Here is a 16722-nt window from a genome sequence, read left to right on the forward strand (position 1 = left end):
GGCCCGGCGCGCCCACGCCGCTCGGCGCGCGCTGGCACCGGGGGCCCGAGGGGCGCACGGGGACCAACTTCGCGCTGTGGGCGGGCGGCGCCGAGGCCGTCGAGGTGTGCCTGTTCGACGAGGAGGGAAACGAGCGGCGGGTCCGGCTCGCCGAGCGCTCGGACCAGATCTGGCACGGCTTCGTGCCCGGCGTCGCGCCCGGGGCGCGGTACGGCTACCGGGTGCACGGCCGCTGGGACCCGTGGACGGGCGCCAGGTGGAACCCGGCGAAGCTCCTGCTCGACCCGTACGCGCGCGCCGTGGACGGCGACTTCCGGCTGCCGGCCGAGGTGTACGGGCACGTGCGCGACTGGCCGGAGCAGCACGTCGCCGACACCGTCCGCGACGACCGCGACTCCGCCCCGTACGTCCCCAAGGGCGTCGTCGTGCACGACGAGTCCCCGCACGACGAGTGGATCGACGACCGCAGGCCGAAGACGCCGTGGGCGGACACGGTGCTCTACGAAGTGCACGTCAAGGGCTTCACGATGCGGCACCCCGGCATCCCCGCGCACCTGCGCGGGACGTACGCGGGGCTCGCGCACCCGGCGGCGCTCGCACACCTCAAGCGGCTCGGCGTGACGGCCGTCGAGCTGCTGCCCGTGCACCAGTTCGCGCACGAGGACCATCTGCTGCGGCGCGGCCTGACCAACTACTGGGGGTACAACTCGATCGGCTACTTCGCGCCGCACGCCGCGTACGCCTCGCGCGGGACGCGCGGCGAACAGGTCGGCGAGTTCCGCGACATGGTGCGCGCGCTGCACGCCGCCGGGATCGAGGTCATCCTCGACGTCGTCTACAACCACACCGCCGAGGCCGACGAGCGCGGCCCGACGCTCTCGCTGCGCGGCATCGACAACCGGGGCTACTACCGGCTCAAGGAGGACCCGCGCCGCTACCGCGACTTCACCGGCTGCGGCAACACGCTGAACGTGGTCCAGCCGCAGGTCCTGCGGCTGCTCACCGACTCGCTGCGGTACTGGGTCGGCGAGATGGGCGTGGACGGCTTCCGCTTCGACCTCGCCGCCGCGCTCGCGCGGGCGGGGCGGGACGGCGAGGAGCAGCGCTTCGACATGCTCGCGCCGTTCCTCGCCGTCATCGCGCAGGACCCCGTGCTGCGCCGCGTCAAGCTCATCGCGGAGCCGTGGGACGTGGGCTCGGGCGGCTACCAGGTGGGCGCGTTCCCGCCGCTGTGGGCGGAGTGGAACGACCGCTACCGGGACGCGGCGCGGGACTTCTGGCGCGGGGCGCTGCCCGACGTACGGGACCTCGGCTACCGCCTGTCGGGGTCGAGCGACCTGTACGCGTGGAGCGGGCGCAGCCCCCAGGCCAGCGTCAACTTCGTGACGGCGCACGACGGTTTCACGCTGCGCGACCTCGTCAGCTACGACCACAAGCACAACGAGGCGAACGGCGAGGGCAACCGGGACGGCACCGGCGACAACCGCTCCTGGAACCACGGCGCGGAGGGCGAGACGGAGGACGCGGGCATCCGCGCGCTGCGGCGGCGTCAGCTCCGCAACCACCTGACGACGCTGCTCCTGTCGACGGGCGTCCCGATGCTCGTCGCCGGGGACGAGCTGGGACGGACCCAGGGCGGCAACAACAACGCGTACTGCCAGGACAACGAGATCGGCTGGCTCGACTGGTCGCTGCTCGACGCGCCCGAGTGGCGCGCGCAGTGCGCGCTCGTCACGCGGCTCGTCGCACTGCGCCGCGCGCACCCGGTGCTGCGCCGCCGGTCCTTCTTCACGGGCCGGGCGCTCTTCGCGGACGGGCGGCGCGACGTCGCGTGGTTCACGGCGCGCGGCACGGAGCTGACCGAGGACGACTGGTACGCGCCGGGCCGCAGCCTCGGCATGTACCTCTCGGGCCGCGACCTGCCCGCCCGGGACGCCGGGGGCGCGCCCGTCGTGGACGACAGCTTCCTGCTGTTCCTGCACGCGGACCCCGAACCGGCCGAGCTGACGCTGCCGGGGACGCCGTGGGGGGCGTCGTACGAGGTCGTCGTGGACACGGCGCGGGAGGGGCAGGAGGAGGCGCCGGGGACGGTGCACGCGGCGGGGGCGACGGTGCGGGTGGAGGGGCGGTCGATGGTGGTACTGCGGGTGCTCGGCTGACGGGTGCCCGACCGGCGGTGGTTACGCGAGCGGTTCGTACGCGGTCGTGACGAGGCACGAGGCGTCGCCCTCGACGCGCAGCTCCGTGTTCTTCGGGAGCTTCGTGGGCGGCGTCGCGCGCCAGTCCGGCGTCGCGTCCGCGCCGTTCGTGTCCACGACGGCGTAGCGCAGGCCGTCGCGGGTCACGGCGAGGGTCTTCGGGTCCGGGGCGCCGTGGACGGGCTTCGCGTCGGCGAGTCCGGCGCGGCAGGCGGCGAGCGGGAGGGCGTCGAGCCCGTCGAGGGTGGCGAGGGTGCGCCGGTAGGTGCCGCTCGGGAACTTCCACAGGTCGTGCGGGTCGGCGCAGTCGACGGGGAAGAGGGCACGCCTGCCGAGGCCGAGCAGCTGCGTGTCCGCGCACTGGCCGGGCTTCAGGCCGCGCGCCGTGCGGACGGTCTCCGTGGAGGTGACGAGGCGGTGCGCGCCGGGGAAGTCCTCGCGCTGCCAGCGGCCGTAGCGGCTCAGGCGCAGTTCGGAGCGGAGCGTCGTGACGTCGCGCAGGAGGCCCCGGGCGTGCAACGTGTCGAGCTGGGCGGCGAGGTCGGCGGTCATCTTCACGACGCGGCCCTTGCCGTCGGTCGTGACGGTGACGGTGAAGCCCTTGGCGTCGCCGAGGCGTTCGGCCTGGCGCAGGGGCCGGGCGAGGTCGGCGGGCAGGACGTCGGCGGCGTGCGCGGCGGGGACGGTCGCGGTGTAGCGGCGGCCGCCCCCGGAGAGGTGCGCGGGCTGCTTGCCGGGCTTCGCGTACGGGAGGACTTCGGCGAGGGTGCCGCCGTAGGGCAGGACGGCGCCGTTGAGGCGGTTGAGGTCGCTGTCGCCGTTGAGGCCGCGCTTCTCGCGCTCGGCGGGGGTGAAGCGCACCCAGGTGCGGCCCTTGTCGCCGTCGACGGCCACGTACACGCTGCCGTGGCCGCGCACGGCGTACGTCTGCCGCACGTCGCGGCGCTCCGCCCGTCCGCCGATGGCGCCCGCGTCGGCCTCGGCGAGCGGCGCGGGGACGTGCACGGTGCGCTCGGCGCGGGCGACGTCCTGGTCCCAGTCGAGCGTGCCGGCGGCGACATCGGTGGCCTTCGTGCCCGTACCGCCGTAGTCGATCCGTGAGGTGAAGCGCGCGGTGAGCCCTTCCTGGCTCGCCCGCGAGGCGGCCCGGAGCTGCTGGGAGAGCGGCTTGCCGAACACGGCGTGCTCGCTCCCGAAGGGGCTCCCACACGCGCTCACCCCACCGAGCAGCCCGGCGAGCACGAGCCCGCTCCCGGCCATCCGCACCACACGCCGCATGGCCGCCGCCTCCGCTCCGCTCCGTGATTCCGCCGGTCGGGACCCCGCCGGGGACGCCCCACCCGGGCTCCCGCGCGTCGCCGGTACGGGGCGCGGGGGTGTCCTGGGGGTGAATCCTACGGGGCGCGGGAAGCGGAGGGGGGCCGGGAGGGGCGGGGACCGGGAGGGGCGGGGGCGGGGTGCGGTGCGTCAGCGGGACGTAAACGCGGTGGTTCCCCGCCGCGGCCGTCACGTCCCCGCGCGCCCCGTCCCGAGGATGCCGCGCTCGTACCCCCGCGCGACGGCGGCGGCGCGGTCGGTGGCGCCGAGTTTGGCGTAGAGGTGGGTGAGGTGGGTCTTCACCGTGGCCTCGCTGAGGAAGAGGACGCGGGCGATCTCGCGGTTCGGCGTGCCGCGCGCGACGAGCGCGAGGACTTCGCGTTCGCGGGCCGAGAGGGCGGTACGGGGCGGGGCCTCCTCGGCGGCGGGCGCGCGCAGGGAGCTGACGAGGCGCGAGGCGACGGCCGGGGCGAGCACGCTGCGGCCCGCGGCCGTCGCCCGTACCGCGGCGAAGAGTTCCTCGCGCGGGGCATCCTTGAGCAGGTAGCCCGTCGCGCCCGCCTCGATCGCGGGCAGGGTGTCGGCGTCGCTGTCGTACGTGGTGAGGACGAGGACCCGGGCCCGCGCGCCGCGCGCCCGCAGCGCGGCGATCGCCGCGACGCCGCCCCCTTCGGGCATGCGCAGGTCCATGAGCACGACATCGGGGTCGAGCGCGAGCGTACGGTCCACGGCCTCGCGCCCCCCGGCCGCCTCCCCCACGACGCGGAACCCGGGGTCCGCGGCGAACATCCCCCGCAGCCCGTCCCTGACGACGGGGTGGTCGTCGGCGATGAGGAGGGTGAGAGGGGCGGGGGTACCGACGGCCGCGGAGCCGTCCTCCTGGTGGCCGCTCCTTTCGGAACCGCCTCGTCCCGGTCCGGCCCCACCGCGTGCCGTCTCACGTCCCATCGTGCTCTCCCCCTCCTGCTTCCCGTACCGGTACCGGCACCCGTGCCGAGATCGCCGTGCCGCCGCCCGGCTCCGACTCCACCGCCAGCGTCCCGCCGAGGCGTTCCGCGCGCGAGCGCATCGCCGCGAGGCCGTAGCCGCCCGTGTGGTCGGGGCGGCGGGGCGGGCGGGACGGGTCGAAGCCCTTGCCGTCGTCGCGTACGTCGAGGGCGAGTTCGGTGTCCATGTAGGAGAGCGTGACGCCGAGGCGGGCGGCGCCGGAGTGGCGTGCCGCGTTGGCGAGGGCCTCCTCGGTGACGCGCAGCAGCGTCGCCTCCATGGCGCCGCGCAGCGGCACGGGCGTTCCCGTCACCGTGCACGCCGCGTCGATCCCGGTCCGCGCCGCCCACGTCCGCACCGTCTTCGTCAGCGCCTCGGGCAGCCCGTCGTGCTCCAGCGCCGCGGGGGCGAGGTCCCGCACGGAGCGGCGGGCCTCGCCGAGCCCGTGCCGGGCGAGCGCGGCGGCACGGTCGATGTGCGCGCGGGACGCCTCGGGGTCGGTGCTCGCGGTGGCGGCCTGGAGCTGGGTGATGACGCCGGTGAGGCCCTGCGCGAGGGTGTCGTGGATCTCGGCGGCGAGCCGCCGCCGCTCGTCCGCGATGCCCGCCTCGCGCGCCTGCGTCAGCAACTGGGCTTGCAGGCCCGCGTTCTCGGCGAGGGCGGCGGCGAGCCGTTCGTTCGCCTCCTCCAGCGCGTCGATCGTCTCGCGCTGCACGTCGGCGCGCCGGTCCTCCCGCAGGCTCAGCCGCCAGAACAGCGCGCAGAGCCCGACGTGCAGCGCGTACATCACGGGGAAGGCGGTGAGCCCCCAGGAACCGAGCGGGAAGCCCCCGGAGTTGGAGCCGGCCATCACGACGGCGGTGAGCAGCATCCCGGCGTAGGGGAGCCGCCCGGGGAGGAAGCGGGAGGGGCCGAAGTAGCCGGTGATGGCGTACGCGGAGAGAAAAGGATTGCACCACGTGAGGGCGAAGGAGAGCGCCCAGCGCAGGAAGTAGTACGCGATCCCCGCGGGCCCCCTGCCGGGCCGCGCCCGCATCGCCCACGCCTCCAGGAGCACCGCGCCGCCCGCGTACCAGGGGAGCGCGCGCAGGTCTCCCTCGCTCATGATCGCGTCGGCGGTGAGCGCGCTCGCCGCGAGGCCCACGGCGAGCAGCCCGAGCGGGCCCCAGCGGTGGAAGGCGTCCCAGCCGCGGTCGACGGTCACGGTCGCGGAGCGGTGCGCGGGCAGCGCGGGCCGCGTCGTCCCCGTGCCGTCGGCGGTCGCCATCGTCTCCCCCGTACCCGAAGCCGGACCCCTGCGCCGGTCATTCCCACCGGAAGAAACGTACGGCGCCCGCGAGCAGCAGTACAGACCAGAGCGCGCAGACCGCGAGGTGGCTCCCGCCGGGGAAGTGGCCCGCCGCCGCCTGGTCGAGGGCGCGGGCGCCCGCCCCGAACGGCGTGTACAGGACGACGCGGCGCAGCGCGCCGGGCATCGCGGCGACGGGCAGCCAGACGCCGGAGCAGAACATCGCGGGGAAGTAGACCGCCGAGCTCACCGCCTGCGTCACCTTGACGTTCGCCGAGACGGAGGTGACGACGCAGCCGAGGGCGAGCGCCGCGAGGGCCACGAGGAGCAGCGCGAGGACGTAGCCGCCGGGCTGCCGGGGCAGCGCGACCCCGAAGGCGAGACGGCCGACGGTGAGCACGAGGCACACCGAGACGAGCGCGGCGGCGGCGTGCACGACCAGTTGCGCGCCGAGGAGCGTCGCGGGGCGCACGGGCGTCGTGGCGAGGCGGCGCAGGATGCCGCGTTCGCGGTACATGCCGAGGACGCCGGGCATGACCTGGAGGCCGGTCGTGACGAGGGCGAGGAGGACGGCGACGGGCACGTACAGGTCGATGATCCGCAAGCCGTCGAGTCCGTCGTGGCGGGTGCGGAAGGAGGGGACGAGGCCGAGGATCGTGAGGAGGAGGGTCGGGAAGAGGAGCGACCAGAAGTTCCCGGCAGGTTCGCGCAGGAAGAGGCGGGTCTCGGTGCGGAGGACGGTGATGGTGGCGGTGGCGGGCATGGGGTTCCTTCGGGTGCGGGGGGCGGGCATGGGTGCGGTACGGGGCGCGGAGCTTGTCAGGCGCCGGTCAGGTCCAGGTAGGCGCTGTCGAGGCCCGCGTCCGTCACGCGCAGGCCGTGGGCCGTGATCGCCGCGCGGGCCAGGAGGGAGAGGAGGGCCTGCACCGTCTCGTCGGTGCCCTCGACCGTCCAGCGCTCGCCCCGCACGCGTACCGCCGCCGCGCCGGGCAGCGCCTCGACGGCGGCGCGGTCCGGTGGGTCCGAGGGCGTGAAGGCGGCGACGGCGGTGACACTCGTGGCCCGTACGAGCCGCTCCGGGGTGTCGAGCGCCCGTACCCGGCCGGCGTCGATCACCGCGACGCGGTCGCACAGGCGTTGGGCCTCCTCCATGAAGTGGGTGACGAGGAGGATCGTGACGCCGCTGTCGCGGATCTCCTCGACCAGTTCCCACGTCTCGCGGCGGGCGCGGGGGTCCAGGCCCGTGGTGAGTTCGTCGAGGAGGAGGACGCGGGGGCGGCCGAGGAGGGCGAGGGCGATCGAGAGGCGCTGCTTCTGGCCGCCCGAGAGCTTCGCCCAGCGCGCGTCGGGATGGACGCCGAGCCCGAGGCGTTCGGCGAGGGCGCGCCAGTCGGCGGGGGCGGGGTGGAAGGAGGCGTACAGGAGCAGGGCCTCACGCACAGTGATCTTCGGGGGGAGGGCGCTCTCCTGGAGCTGGACGCCCAAAAGGCGGCTGACGGCGCGGTGTTCGGCGCGGGGGTCGAGCCCGGCGACGCGGACGGAGCCGCCGTCGGGGGCGCGCAGCCCCGCGACGCACTCCACGGTCGTCGTCTTGCCCGCCCCGTTCGGCCCGAGGACGCCGAAGATCTCGCCCTCGTGCACGCGGAAGGTGACGCCGTCGACGACGGGGCGTCCGCCGTAGCTCTTGCGCAGGTCACGTACGTCGACGAGGACGGGCGCCGCGTTCGCGGCGGGGCTCTCGGGGCCCGGGTGAGCGGTCATGGCACCAGGCTCGCGGGGCGGACGGGCGCACGGTATCGGCCAGTTCGCCAGGGCCCCTCATCCGATCGGCTGATGGTGCCGCCACGGCCCGGCCGGGGCACGAGGAACCGGCCGAAGCGCCGCGCCGTGGCCGGATGTTTGGGGCGTACAGGGAAACTCGGTGGGCATTGTCAGTGGCGGAACGTAACCTCGCCGCTGTGACAGCAGAACTTCCCGACTCCCCCCAGGGCCGCTCGGCGGCGCGGACCCTGTCGCGCCTGTGGCCCTACGTCAGACCGGTGCGTGCCCGGCTCGCGACCGCCGCCGTCGTCGCCGTGCTCGCCTCCTGCGTGGGGCTCGTGGTGCCGCTCGTGCTCAAGGCGATCGTGGACGGCCCGGTCGCGGGCCACGACCCGGGCGGGGTGTGGCTCGGGGCGCTCGGGCTGCTGCTGCTCGGGATCGCGGAGGCGGCGCTCTTCGGCTTCCGGCGCTGGCTCGTGGCGCGCCCGCTCGCGGGCGTCGAGGCGGAGTTGCGGCGGGACCTGTTCGGGCGTCTCCAGCGCCTGCCCACCTCCTTCCACGACCGGTGGGCGTCGGGCCAGTTGCTCTCGCGCGCGACGACCGACCTCATGATGCTGCGCATGTTCCTCGCCTTCCCGCTGACCTTCCTCCTGGTCAACGGGGTGACGATCGTCGTGGGCGTGGCGATGCTGGTGATCCAGAACTGGGGCCTGGGGCTGCTGCTGCTCGTCCCCGTGGCGCCGCTGGTCCCGATCTGCACGTACTTCGAGCGCCGGTACAGCACCGCGGCGCGCCAGGCGCAGGACCAGATCGGGGACGTCACGACGCTCGTCGAGGAGAGCGTCCTCGGCATCCGCGTCGTGAAGGGCTTCGGCCGGCACCGCAGCCAGGCGCGCGTCTTCCGCGCGCGGGCGAAGGAACTGCGCGCCACGGAGCTGCGCAAGGCGCACCTGCTCGCGTGGATCTGGGGGGTCATCACGACGCTCCCTGAGCTGGCGATCGTGACGGCGCTCGTGCTCGGCACGATCCGCGTCGCGGACGGCGACCTCTCGGCGGGCACGCTCGTCGCCTTCCTGTCCACGGCGCTCGCGCTGCGCTGGCCCGTCGAGTCGATCGGCTTCCTCCTCGCGATGTGCCAGGAGGCGGCAGCGGCGGCGGAGCGGTACTTCGAGGTCATGGACGAACGGCCCGAGGAGGACGTCCCCGCGCCCGCTCCGGCCGCTGAGGCCGTGGCGCGGGGCACGCGCGACGGGCTGCGCTTCTCCGGCGTCGGCTTCCGCTTCCCGGACGCCCCACCCGGTGCGCCCGCGCTGCTCGACGGCGTGGACCTGCACGTACGGCCGGGCGAGACGGTCGCGCTCGTGGGCGCCACGGGCTGCGGCAAGACGACGCTGACGCACCTCGTACCGCGTCTGTACGAGCTGAGCGCGGGCCGGATCACGCTCGACGGCGAGGACATCACGGCGATGCCGCGCGAGCGGCTGCGCTCGCTCGTCGCCGTGGCCTTCGAGGAACCGACGCTCTTCTCGGCGTCGATCGCGGAGAACGTGCTGATGGGCGCGGGTGCCGAGGCCGGGACGGAGGACCTGGCGCGGGCGCTCGACGTGGCGCAGGCCGGTTTCGTGAAGGACCTGCCGCACGCCGAGCACACCGAGGTGGGCGAGCAGGGACTGAGCCTGTCGGGCGGGCAGCGGCAGCGGCTCGCGCTCGCCCGCGCGGTGGTGGGCTCGCCGCCCTTCCTCGTGCTCGACGACCCGCTCTCGGCGCTCGACGTCGCCACCGAGGCGGCCGTGGAGGCGGCGCTGCGCCGCGTCCTGGAAGGCACGACGGCGCTCGTCGTGGCGCACCGGCCGTCGACGGTGCAGCTCGCCGACCGGGTCGCGCTGCTCTCGGGCGGCCGGATCACGGCCGTGGGCACTCATCACCAACTGCTGCGCGAGAACGCCGAGTACGCCTGGCTCATGTCGGGTGCGGAACGGGCCCTGGAGGGACAGGCATGACGACGGGAGCCGAAGAACGCAGGCCGCAGGAGCCGCTCGGCGAACCGGGACCGGCGGGTACGGACGGTAGGGGAGGCGTCTCCGGTACGGGTACGCGGACGCCGCCCCTCGCGCCGCCCGGCCCCGTACCCGCCTCCCCCGCCGCGCCGTCCCCGCCCCCCGACCCCTTCGACCAGGACGATCTGCCCGTCGCCAAGGGCGCCACCCGCGCGCTGCTCGGCGCGCTCCTCCGCCCGCACCGGGGGCGGGTCGTGCTCACGGTGCTGTTCCTGCTGCTCCAGCAGGCGGCGACGCAGGCGGGTCCGCTGCTCGTCGCGTACGCGATCGACCACGGCGTCCCCGCGGTGCGGCGCGACGACTACGGGCCGCTCATCGCGCTCGGCACGGCCTACGCGCTGTGCGCGCTCGGCTCCGGCGTCTTCCAGTTCCTGTACACGAAGCTGTCGGGCCGCGTGAGTCAGGACGTGCTGCTCGATCTGCGCGGCCGGATCTTCCGGCACGCGCAGGCGCTGAGCGTCGACTTCCACGAGCGGTACACCTCGGGGCGGCTCATCTCGCGCTCGACGACGGACGTCGAGTCGTTGCGCGAACTGCTCGACGAGGGCCTCCAGGAGCTGATCAACACGCTCCTCTCCTTCCTGTCGATCTCCGTCGTGCTGCTCGTGCTCGACCTGTGGACGGGCGCGCTCGCCGTGCTCTCCCTCGTGCCGCTGTACCTGCTCGTGCGGCTCTACCGGCGGCGCGCGGGACGGGTCTTCGCGCGGCGCTCGACGGCGATCGCCTCGGTCATCGTGAAGTTCGGCGAGACGATGAACGGCATCCGCCCGGTGCGGGCCTTCCGGCGCGAGGCGGTCAACGACGCCGAGTTCGGCGCGCTCAACCGGAAGCACGAGCGCAGCAACGGCGACGCGCTCATCGAGATGGCGCGGTACGTGGTCGGTTCGCGGCTCGTGGCGAACACGACGATCGCCGCGATCGTGCTGTGGGACGCCTACCGGGTCGCGGACGGGACGCTCGCGCTCGGCACCCTCGCGGCGGCGGCGCTGTACCTGCGGCGGCTGTACGACCCGATCGACCGGCTCGGCCAGTTCCTCAACGCCTACCAGTCCGCGGCGGCGTCGCTGGAGAAGGTCGCCGGGCTGCTCGCGCAGGAGCCCGGCGTGCCCGAGCCGGCCGTGCCGCGCGAGCTTCCTGCGGCCCGGGCGGAACTGCCCGGCCGCCAGGTCGACTTCGACGATGTCTCGTTCTCGTACCGCACGGGCGGCGAGGTGCTGCCGCGCTTCGGCCTGCGGCTGGAGGCCGGGCAGACGGTGGCCGTGGTCGGCTCGACGGGCGCGGGCAAGTCGACGCTCGCGAAGCTCCTGGCCCGCTTCTACGACCCGACCGAGGGCCGCGTCCTGCTCGACGGCACCGATCTGCGGGACCTGCCCATGCCGGAGCTGCGGCGCGGGGTCGTCATGGTGACGCAGGAGGCGTTCCTCTTCTCGGGCACGATCGCGGACAACATCGCGATCGGCCGTCCGGAGGCGAGCCGCGGCGAGATCGAGCAGGCGGCGAAGGCCATCGGGGCGCACGAGTTCATCGCCTCGCTCCCGGAGGGCTACGACACGGACGTACGCAAACGCGGCGGCCGTATCTCGGCGGGCCAGCGCCAGCTGGTCGCCTTCGCCCGCGCGCTGCTCGCCGACCCGGCGGTTTTGATCCTGGACGAGGCGACCAGCTCGCTCGACATCCCGGGCGAACGCGCGGTGCAGGAGGCGATGGAGACGGTCCTCCACGGCCGCACGGCCGTCGTCATCGCCCACCGCCTCTCCACGGTGGCGATCGCCGACCGCGTCCTCGTCATGAGCCGCGGCCGGATCATCGAGGACGGCACCCCGGAACAACTCATCGCGGGCACGGGCACGTTCGCGGGGCTGCACAAGACATGGCGGGAGAGCCTGGCCTGAGGGAATGACTGTGGGTTCCGCGTTCTGACGGGCGCTGGCGGTGCGAGACGGCCGGCGAGGGGCCGCTTTCGCCGGTCGGCGGGCACAGGCCGGGGCCCGCCGCCCGGGAGAGCCGCTCGGAGTCGGCCCGGCTGCTCCCGGCCGGGGCGGGTCGGGCGGCATGTGGAATCCACGTGCCGCCGTGTCGTGGCCGCCGGGCGCCCCGGCTACTGGGCACGACCACCACCGCTCACACCGGCCACGACTCCGTCACGGCGATCAGGGCACGCGTGGCACGGCGGAGTTGGGGTCGAAGCCCGCGAACGCCAGCCCGATGACGAAGCCCGCCACCTCTTCCAGCTGGCGCACGCGATCCAGCGCCCCGAGAATCGCCGGCGTTCCGCCGACGTCCCGCACGAGCTCACCGACGACCCGCAGTGCCGCGGAATCGTCGCCGCACATCGCGACCGTCACGCTCGACGGGACACCGCCGACGGCACCCGTCCACCGACCAGCGGGAAAGAGATGGAACGCCTTGACCACGTGTGCTCCCGGGGCAAGCCCGGCGATCCGCCTCGCCATCGGCTCACCGTGCTCGGTGAGCAGAACGCCGACACCATGCGCGACGGCGTTCGTGGGGTCGATCAACGGCGTCCCCTCAAGGGCGCCGTCGGACGCGCCCGCCAGTCCCAGCATGTCCTCGACGCCGTCCCAGGACACGGCGAGCAGCACCGCATCGCGCCCGCTGACCGCCTCACGCGGCGCAAGGGCGAGCACCCCGTGCCCCAGCCGCTCAGCGAGCTTCTCCGCCTTGACCCGCGATCGCCCGCCGATCACCACCTCGTGCCCGGCGCGTGACCAGCCCTCCCCCAGGGCCGCCGCCAGCGTCCCTGTTCCCAGAATCCCGATACGCATCGTCGCTTCCTCTCCCGCGGCAGCCAGTCGGGCAGTCACGTTAAGGAAGGCGTTACGCACCGATCGGTGCGCAACGACCGCGCGATGATGGGCGACAAGATGACTGATCACGAAGGCTCTCGCTACGAGCTGGTCGCCGACTGCCGTCTACGCGCGGCCACCGATCTCTTCGCCCACACCTGGAATCCCGTTGTCCTGGCGGCTCTTCGCACGGGCCCGCATCGGCGCAACGAACTGCGCACCACGATCGGTGGCATCAGCGACAAGGTCCTGACCGACACCCTGCATCGTCTTCTCTCCCACGGGCTGATCGAGCGCCACGCACACGCGAAGCGCCACCTCGCGTCGAATACAGCCTGACAAGCCTGGGACAGAGCCTCGTCGAGGGCCCCCTGATGGTGCTCGGAGGCTGGGCAATCGAACACGGCGACAAGCTCCTCGAAGCCCAGGAGAACGCGGCCCGGAGATCACCGGACCCGGAACGCCCCGGGAGCCACTGATCGCGTACCGCCCCTGATGCCCGCCGCCCAATGGATGCCTGGCCGTCAACTCCTACGCTGATACGCCGACTTGGGGGCATCATGAGGATATGGCGACGTTTAACCAGGACGGCCGGACAGTGCACGGAAACCAGTACGTGGGTGACACCGTCAACGCCACCCATGGGGATCACAGCCTCGTCGTCGACGCCCGGACGGTGGCGGCGTTCGCCGGTGCCGTGGGGGTGTTCCACGGTGGGTGACTCGGACAACCGTGACCGCGAGGAGCCCGAACACGATCAAGCGCCCGGGGCGACCTTCGACCCGCAGGGTCAGCAGGTCAACGGCCCCCAGTACAACGGCGACTGGATCGACTTGAGCCAATCCGTCTCTCCGGACGTGGTCGCCGAAGGACCACAGAAATATGACGCTCCCCCGCCGGGGCCGGGGGTGAGCCTCGACGGCATCAGACGCCGCACGGAAGAAGCCGATCTAAAGCTCTACGGTTACCGCTATTACACGCGTGACAGGGAGAAGTGGCTGCAAAGCCTCACGCCTCAGGAGAGGTGGAAGGAACGAGAACGGGAGCGCGATCGGACCCAGCGCTGGGAGAGGCCGGGTCGTCACCATCGGAAAATCCTGCGCGCAGGAAAGCTTCCGTCCGACACAAGCCCTGCCGACCCTCGCTACGTACAGGCGAAGAGGAAAGTCGAGCGCAGGAGCGCCAAAATCGAGCGGGGCCTCATCCTTTTCACCTTTGTTGTTCTGCTCGCGCTGGTCCTGATCGCCGTAAGGGATCTCGGCTAGGCCGTTGATTGTGGATCACTCCGGGGAGCGGGACGATGGCAGCCATGGTCTCTGACGAAACGCCCATCCATTCTGCGAATCACGCCGCGAACGACCTCATCGCGTGCCCCTGCTGCTTCCAGCGAACTTTGGAGGAGCGGGCAAACTTCGAGATCTGTCCAGAGTGCGGCTGGGAGGACGACGGACAGAGTGATGCGGACGCTCACGTCGTCCGGGGTGGTCCCAACGGCCGGCTGAGCTTGGCGCAGGCCCGGTTGGACTACCTGGAAGAAGTGGCCGAGGGAATCGATGAGTCCATGACACGTGGTGGCGACGGGCTGTGGTTGTCAGAAGCACGGCGCCAGGTTCCGGACGTGGCTGATCAGGGCAGCGTCCAGTAACGCTGGTTCCCGTTGTCAGGTCATGCCGTTGACCGATGTGCAATGGGCACGGATCGAACCGCTACTTCCGGACCGGACACCGAAACGGGGTGGTCGGTGGAGAGATCATCGTCAGGTGATCGACGCGATCGCCTTCAAGTTCCAGACCGGCATCCAGTGGGTCCACCTGCCAGAGAAGTACGGCAACTGGCGAGGCGCCTATAACCGGCTACGGATGTGGGCCCTCGACGGCACCTGGGTGCGGGTGTTCACCGCGCTGATGGCAAAGGCCGATGCCGAGAAGGACCTGACCTGGGTCATGTCGGTGGACTCCACGATCGTACGAGCTCACCAGCATGCGGCCAGGGCCCGCAAAAGGGGGCCCCGGCCGACGAACCAGCAGACCATGCCATCGGCCGCTCCCGCGGCGGACTGACCACCAGAATGCATCTCGCAGCCGACGACCGCTGCCGGCCCCTCGTCTTCGTCCTCACCGTCGGCCAGGCCGGTGACGCACCCGCCTTCGCGAACGTCATGGCCCGTCTGCGCGTACCCCGACGGCGCGGACGCCCGCGCACCCGACCGGACGTAGTCCTGGCCGACAATGCCTATTCCTCACGCGCCATCCGCGAGCACCTACGCGGGCGCGATATCCGAGCGGTGATCCCCATCCCGGCGGACCAGCAGGGCCATCGGCTTCGACGAGGCAGCCGGGGCGGCAGACCCCCGGCCTTCGACCGCGAGACCTACAAACAGCGCAACACCGTCGAACGGTGCATCAACCGCCTCAAGCAATGGCGCGGCATTGCAACACGCTACGAGAAGACCGCAACCATCTACCTCGCCGGACTCCACATCGCAGGCATCTTCCTCTGGTCGGCCCGGTGATCCAAACGAGACCGCCTAGAACCTGTCCCCCCGATCACGGTCATGTGATGAATATCGGGAGGACATCGGACGGGGCGGCCGGAGACAATGCGGCCATGGTTGGTCACGTTCGAAGTGCTCCACGCCCGGACTTCCTCAGCAAGCCGTCGCTGCGGGGGGAACAGGTGCTGCTCCGGCCAGTCACGGTGGATGACGTGCCTGCGCTGATGCCGATGTTCCTGGATGCAGAGGCATCGCGGCTGACCGGCAGTCATGACGACGGGGCACTCGATGAAAGGCGCGTACGTGCCTGGTACGACAGCCGTCGGGAGCAGGATGACCGGCTGGACCTTGCCGTGGTCGAGCTGGCGACGGGGCACGTCGTCGGCGAGGCGGTCCTCAACGAGTGGGACCCGGGCAACGAAAGTTGCAGCTTCCGCATCTGCCTGGTGCCCGGCACTTATGGATCGGGGCTGGGGACGGAGGCGACCCGTTTGATCGTCGGGTATGGCTTCGAGGAGCTGGGGCTGCACCGCCTTTCGCTGGAGGTCTACGCGTTCAATCCGCGCGCCCGCCGTGCTTACGAGAAGGTGGGGTTCGTCGCCGAGGGCGTGCTGCGCGACGCACTGCTCTGGGAGGGCGAGCGGGTGGACGCGACGGTGATGTCGATCCTGGCGCCGGAGTGGTTCCAGCATGGTGGACGTCCGGAAACAGCTGGTCACGCGTCGGCCTGACCGTGCCGCTGGCGTGAGGTTGCTCGTAGTGCCGCTCATGATGAGCCGGGGTGATCTGACCGACGCCGAGTGGGCCGTGCTGGGGTCGCTGCTGCCGGTGAGCAACAACCGATGCGGGCGGTGGCGGGACCACCGTCAGGTGATCAACGGGATCATCCACCGGCTCGGCACCGGGGTGCAGTGGCGAGAACTTCCGGAGCGTTTCGGCCCGTGGAAGACCGTCCACAAGCGCCACCTGCGCTGGTCTGCCGATGGCACCTGCGAACGCCTGCTCCACCACCTCCAGGCCGTCGCCGACGCGGTGAGCGGCATCGACTGGGACATCAACGTCGACTCGACCTCGATCCGCGCACATCAGCACGCGGCCGGTGCACGGAGGAAGCCGCCACCGGCCCTGCTGGCTGGGGAAAAAGGGGCCGCGGGAAGATCAGTTCACGTGCGCGCAGATGCGCCACACCTGCTGGGAGGCGGTGGCGCGCCCGGAGAGGCCCTGGGCCGCTCGCGCGGCGGGCTGACCACGAAGGTGCACTTAGCGTCTGACGGGCGGTGCCGTCCGCTGGCCTTGCTCGTCACCCCGGGGCAGCGGGCAGACTGCACCCAGTTCATCCCTGTCATGGACAAGATCCGCGTCCCGCGTGTGGGTTCGGGCCGGCCACGGCGGCTGCCGGACAGCCTCAGTGCGGACCGCGCCTACAGCAACAGCAAGATCCGCACCTACCTGCGACGCCGGGGAATCAGCCATGCCATCCCGGAAAAGCGCGACACCATCGCTGCACGGGAGCGTCGGGGCTCACGCGGCGGGCGGGCCACCGGGCTTCGATACCGAACGCTGTGCCGCGCGGAACACGGTGGAACGGGCCGTGAACACGCTCAAGCAGTTCCGAGCCGTCGCCACGCGCTATGACAAGAGGGCCTACGTCTTCCTCGGAACCGTCACCGCCGCGGCCATACTCATCTGGCTCCGCTCGTGATCGGGGAGACGGGCCCTAGGTCCCGGATCGCGCCCCCCGCCAGTCCCTGCCCCCGGCGACCGGCGGAGATGCCCGCCTTTCACGGGCTGCTCCACGCCGGGGGTGAGCGGG

The 16722-nt window shown here is 72.5% G+C and carries 14 protein-coding genes and 2 pseudogenes; 10 read left to right on the top strand and 6 right to left on the bottom strand.

Annotated features, from left to right (window positions below; all coding sequences use genetic code 11):
* A partial coding sequence (glgX, locus tag G3I42_RS16545) for a glycogen debranching protein GlgX (protein WP_164286736.1) occupies positions 1-2159 on the top strand: 2159 nt, incomplete at its 5' end.
* 21 nt (positions 2160-2180) lie between these two features.
* Here the strand turns inward: glgX and G3I42_RS16550 are convergent.
* From G3I42_RS16550 to G3I42_RS16570, 5 genes are all read right to left on the bottom strand, one after another.
* The gene (locus G3I42_RS16550) at positions 2181-3476 is read right to left on the bottom strand and encodes a hypothetical protein (protein WP_164286738.1); all 1296 of its coding nucleotides are present in this window, start codon (positions 3474-3476) and stop codon (positions 2181-2183) included.
* Between the two features lie 228 nt (positions 3477-3704).
* Complete coding sequence (locus G3I42_RS16555) at positions 3705-4463, bottom strand: response regulator transcription factor (protein ID WP_275405260.1); 759 nt, start codon at positions 4461-4463, stop codon at positions 3705-3707.
* Positions 4453-5769: a sensor histidine kinase gene (locus G3I42_RS16560; RefSeq protein ID WP_164286740.1), complete on the bottom strand. Its 1317-nt coding sequence runs from the start codon at positions 5767-5769 to the stop codon at positions 4453-4455. The genes G3I42_RS16555 and G3I42_RS16560 overlap by 11 nt, the downstream gene beginning before the upstream one ends.
* A 37-nt stretch (positions 5770-5806) precedes the next feature.
* The gene (locus G3I42_RS16565) at positions 5807-6553 is read right to left on the bottom strand and encodes an ABC transporter permease (RefSeq protein ID WP_164286741.1); all 747 of its coding nucleotides are present in this window, start codon (positions 6551-6553) and stop codon (positions 5807-5809) included.
* A 56-nt stretch (positions 6554-6609) separates the two neighbouring features.
* Positions 6610-7551 carry an ABC transporter ATP-binding protein gene (locus tag G3I42_RS16570; RefSeq protein WP_164286744.1) on the bottom strand — a complete coding sequence of 314 codons (942 nt, stop codon included), beginning with the start codon at positions 7549-7551 and terminating at the stop codon, positions 6610-6612.
* A 197-nt stretch (positions 7552-7748) separates the two neighbouring features.
* Here G3I42_RS16570 and G3I42_RS16575 point away from each other — a divergent pair, with 197 nt between their 5' ends.
* Both G3I42_RS16575 and G3I42_RS16580 read left to right on the top strand, forming a co-directional pair.
* Entirely contained in the window at positions 7749-9551 is a 1803-nt protein-coding gene (locus tag G3I42_RS16575) for an ABC transporter ATP-binding protein (RefSeq protein WP_343244565.1), read from the top strand.
* Positions 9548-11500, top strand: coding sequence for an ABC transporter ATP-binding protein (locus tag G3I42_RS16580; protein WP_164286746.1), 1953 nt, complete (start codon positions 9548-9550; stop codon positions 11498-11500). Before G3I42_RS16575 ends, G3I42_RS16580 begins: the two co-directional genes overlap by 4 nt.
* A gap of 258 nt (positions 11501-11758) precedes the next feature.
* Here G3I42_RS16580 and G3I42_RS16585 read toward each other — a convergent pair whose 3' ends face one another.
* Positions 11759-12394, bottom strand: a complete 636-nt coding sequence (locus G3I42_RS16585; RefSeq protein ID WP_164286748.1) for an NAD(P)-binding domain-containing protein — start codon at positions 12392-12394, stop codon at positions 11759-11761.
* A gap of 99 nt (positions 12395-12493) precedes the next feature.
* Between G3I42_RS16585 and G3I42_RS16590 the strand changes: the two are divergent.
* From G3I42_RS16590 to G3I42_RS16620, 7 genes and pseudogenes are all read left to right on the top strand, one after another.
* Positions 12494-12894: pseudogene (locus tag G3I42_RS16590) on the top strand (helix-turn-helix domain-containing protein).
* Positions 12895-12983: 89 nt separating this feature from the next.
* Positions 12984-13136, top strand: a complete 153-nt coding sequence (locus G3I42_RS16595) for a hypothetical protein (RefSeq protein WP_164286750.1) — start codon at positions 12984-12986, stop codon at positions 13134-13136.
* Positions 13129-13680 carry a hypothetical protein gene (locus G3I42_RS16600; RefSeq protein ID WP_164286752.1) on the top strand — a complete coding sequence of 184 codons (552 nt, stop codon included), beginning with the start codon at positions 13129-13131 and terminating at the stop codon, positions 13678-13680. The genes G3I42_RS16595 and G3I42_RS16600 overlap by 8 nt, the downstream gene beginning before the upstream one ends.
* A 35-nt stretch (positions 13681-13715) precedes the next feature.
* Positions 13716-14060, top strand: coding sequence for a CPCC family cysteine-rich protein (locus tag G3I42_RS16605; protein ID WP_164286754.1), 345 nt, complete (start codon positions 13716-13718; stop codon positions 14058-14060).
* Positions 14061-14082: 22 nt separating this feature from the next.
* A pseudogene (locus tag G3I42_RS16610) lies at positions 14083-14927 on the top strand (IS5 family transposase).
* 95 nt (positions 14928-15022) lie between these two features.
* A complete protein-coding gene (locus G3I42_RS16615) occupies positions 15023-15640 on the top strand; it encodes a GNAT family protein (RefSeq protein WP_164286756.1) in 618 nt (205 codons plus the stop codon).
* A 40-nt stretch (positions 15641-15680) separates the two neighbouring features.
* Positions 15681-16611, top strand: a protein-coding gene (locus tag G3I42_RS16620) for an IS5 family transposase (protein WP_164286769.1) whose coding sequence is annotated in 2 segments (ribosomal slippage) — positions 15681-16445 and positions 16447-16611 — 930 coding nt in all. Because the reading frame shifts where the segments join, the coding sequence is not laid out codon by codon here.
* Positions 16612-16722 lie beyond the last annotated feature (111 nt).

It is taken from the genome of Streptomyces sp. SID11385, assembly GCF_010548245.1.
Taxonomy (GTDB): Bacteria; Actinomycetota; Actinomycetes; order Streptomycetales; family Streptomycetaceae; genus Streptomyces.

Excerpts from the sequence above, each read along its gene's own strand:
- G3I42_RS16555 (WP_275405260.1), bottom strand. The coding sequence starts at position 4,463 with ATGGGACGTGAGACGGCACGCGGTGGGGCCGGACCGGGACGAGGCGGT.
- G3I42_RS16570 (WP_164286744.1), bottom strand. The coding sequence starts at position 7,551 with ATGACCGCTCACCCGGGCCCCGAGAGCCCCGCCGCGAACGCGGCGCCC.
- G3I42_RS16605 (WP_164286754.1), top strand. The coding sequence starts at position 13,716 with ATGGCAGCCATGGTCTCTGACGAAACGCCCATCCATTCTGCGAATCAC.
- G3I42_RS16550 (WP_164286738.1), bottom strand. The coding sequence starts at position 3,476 with ATGCGGCGTGTGGTGCGGATGGCCGGGAGCGGGCTCGTGCTCGCCGGG.
- G3I42_RS16615 (WP_164286756.1), top strand. The coding sequence starts at position 15,023 with ATGGTTGGTCACGTTCGAAGTGCTCCACGCCCGGACTTCCTCAGCAAG.
- G3I42_RS16595 (WP_164286750.1), top strand. The coding sequence starts at position 12,984 with ATGGCGACGTTTAACCAGGACGGCCGGACAGTGCACGGAAACCAGTAC.
- G3I42_RS16560 (WP_164286740.1), bottom strand. The coding sequence starts at position 5,769 with ATGGCGACCGCCGACGGCACGGGGACGACGCGGCCCGCGCTGCCCGCG.
- G3I42_RS16585 (WP_164286748.1), bottom strand. The coding sequence starts at position 12,394 with ATGCGTATCGGGATTCTGGGAACAGGGACGCTGGCGGCGGCCCTGGGG.
- G3I42_RS16565 (WP_164286741.1), bottom strand. The coding sequence starts at position 6,553 with ATGCCCGCCACCGCCACCATCACCGTCCTCCGCACCGAGACCCGCCTC.
- G3I42_RS16580 (WP_164286746.1), top strand. The coding sequence starts at position 9,548 with ATGACGACGGGAGCCGAAGAACGCAGGCCGCAGGAGCCGCTCGGCGAA.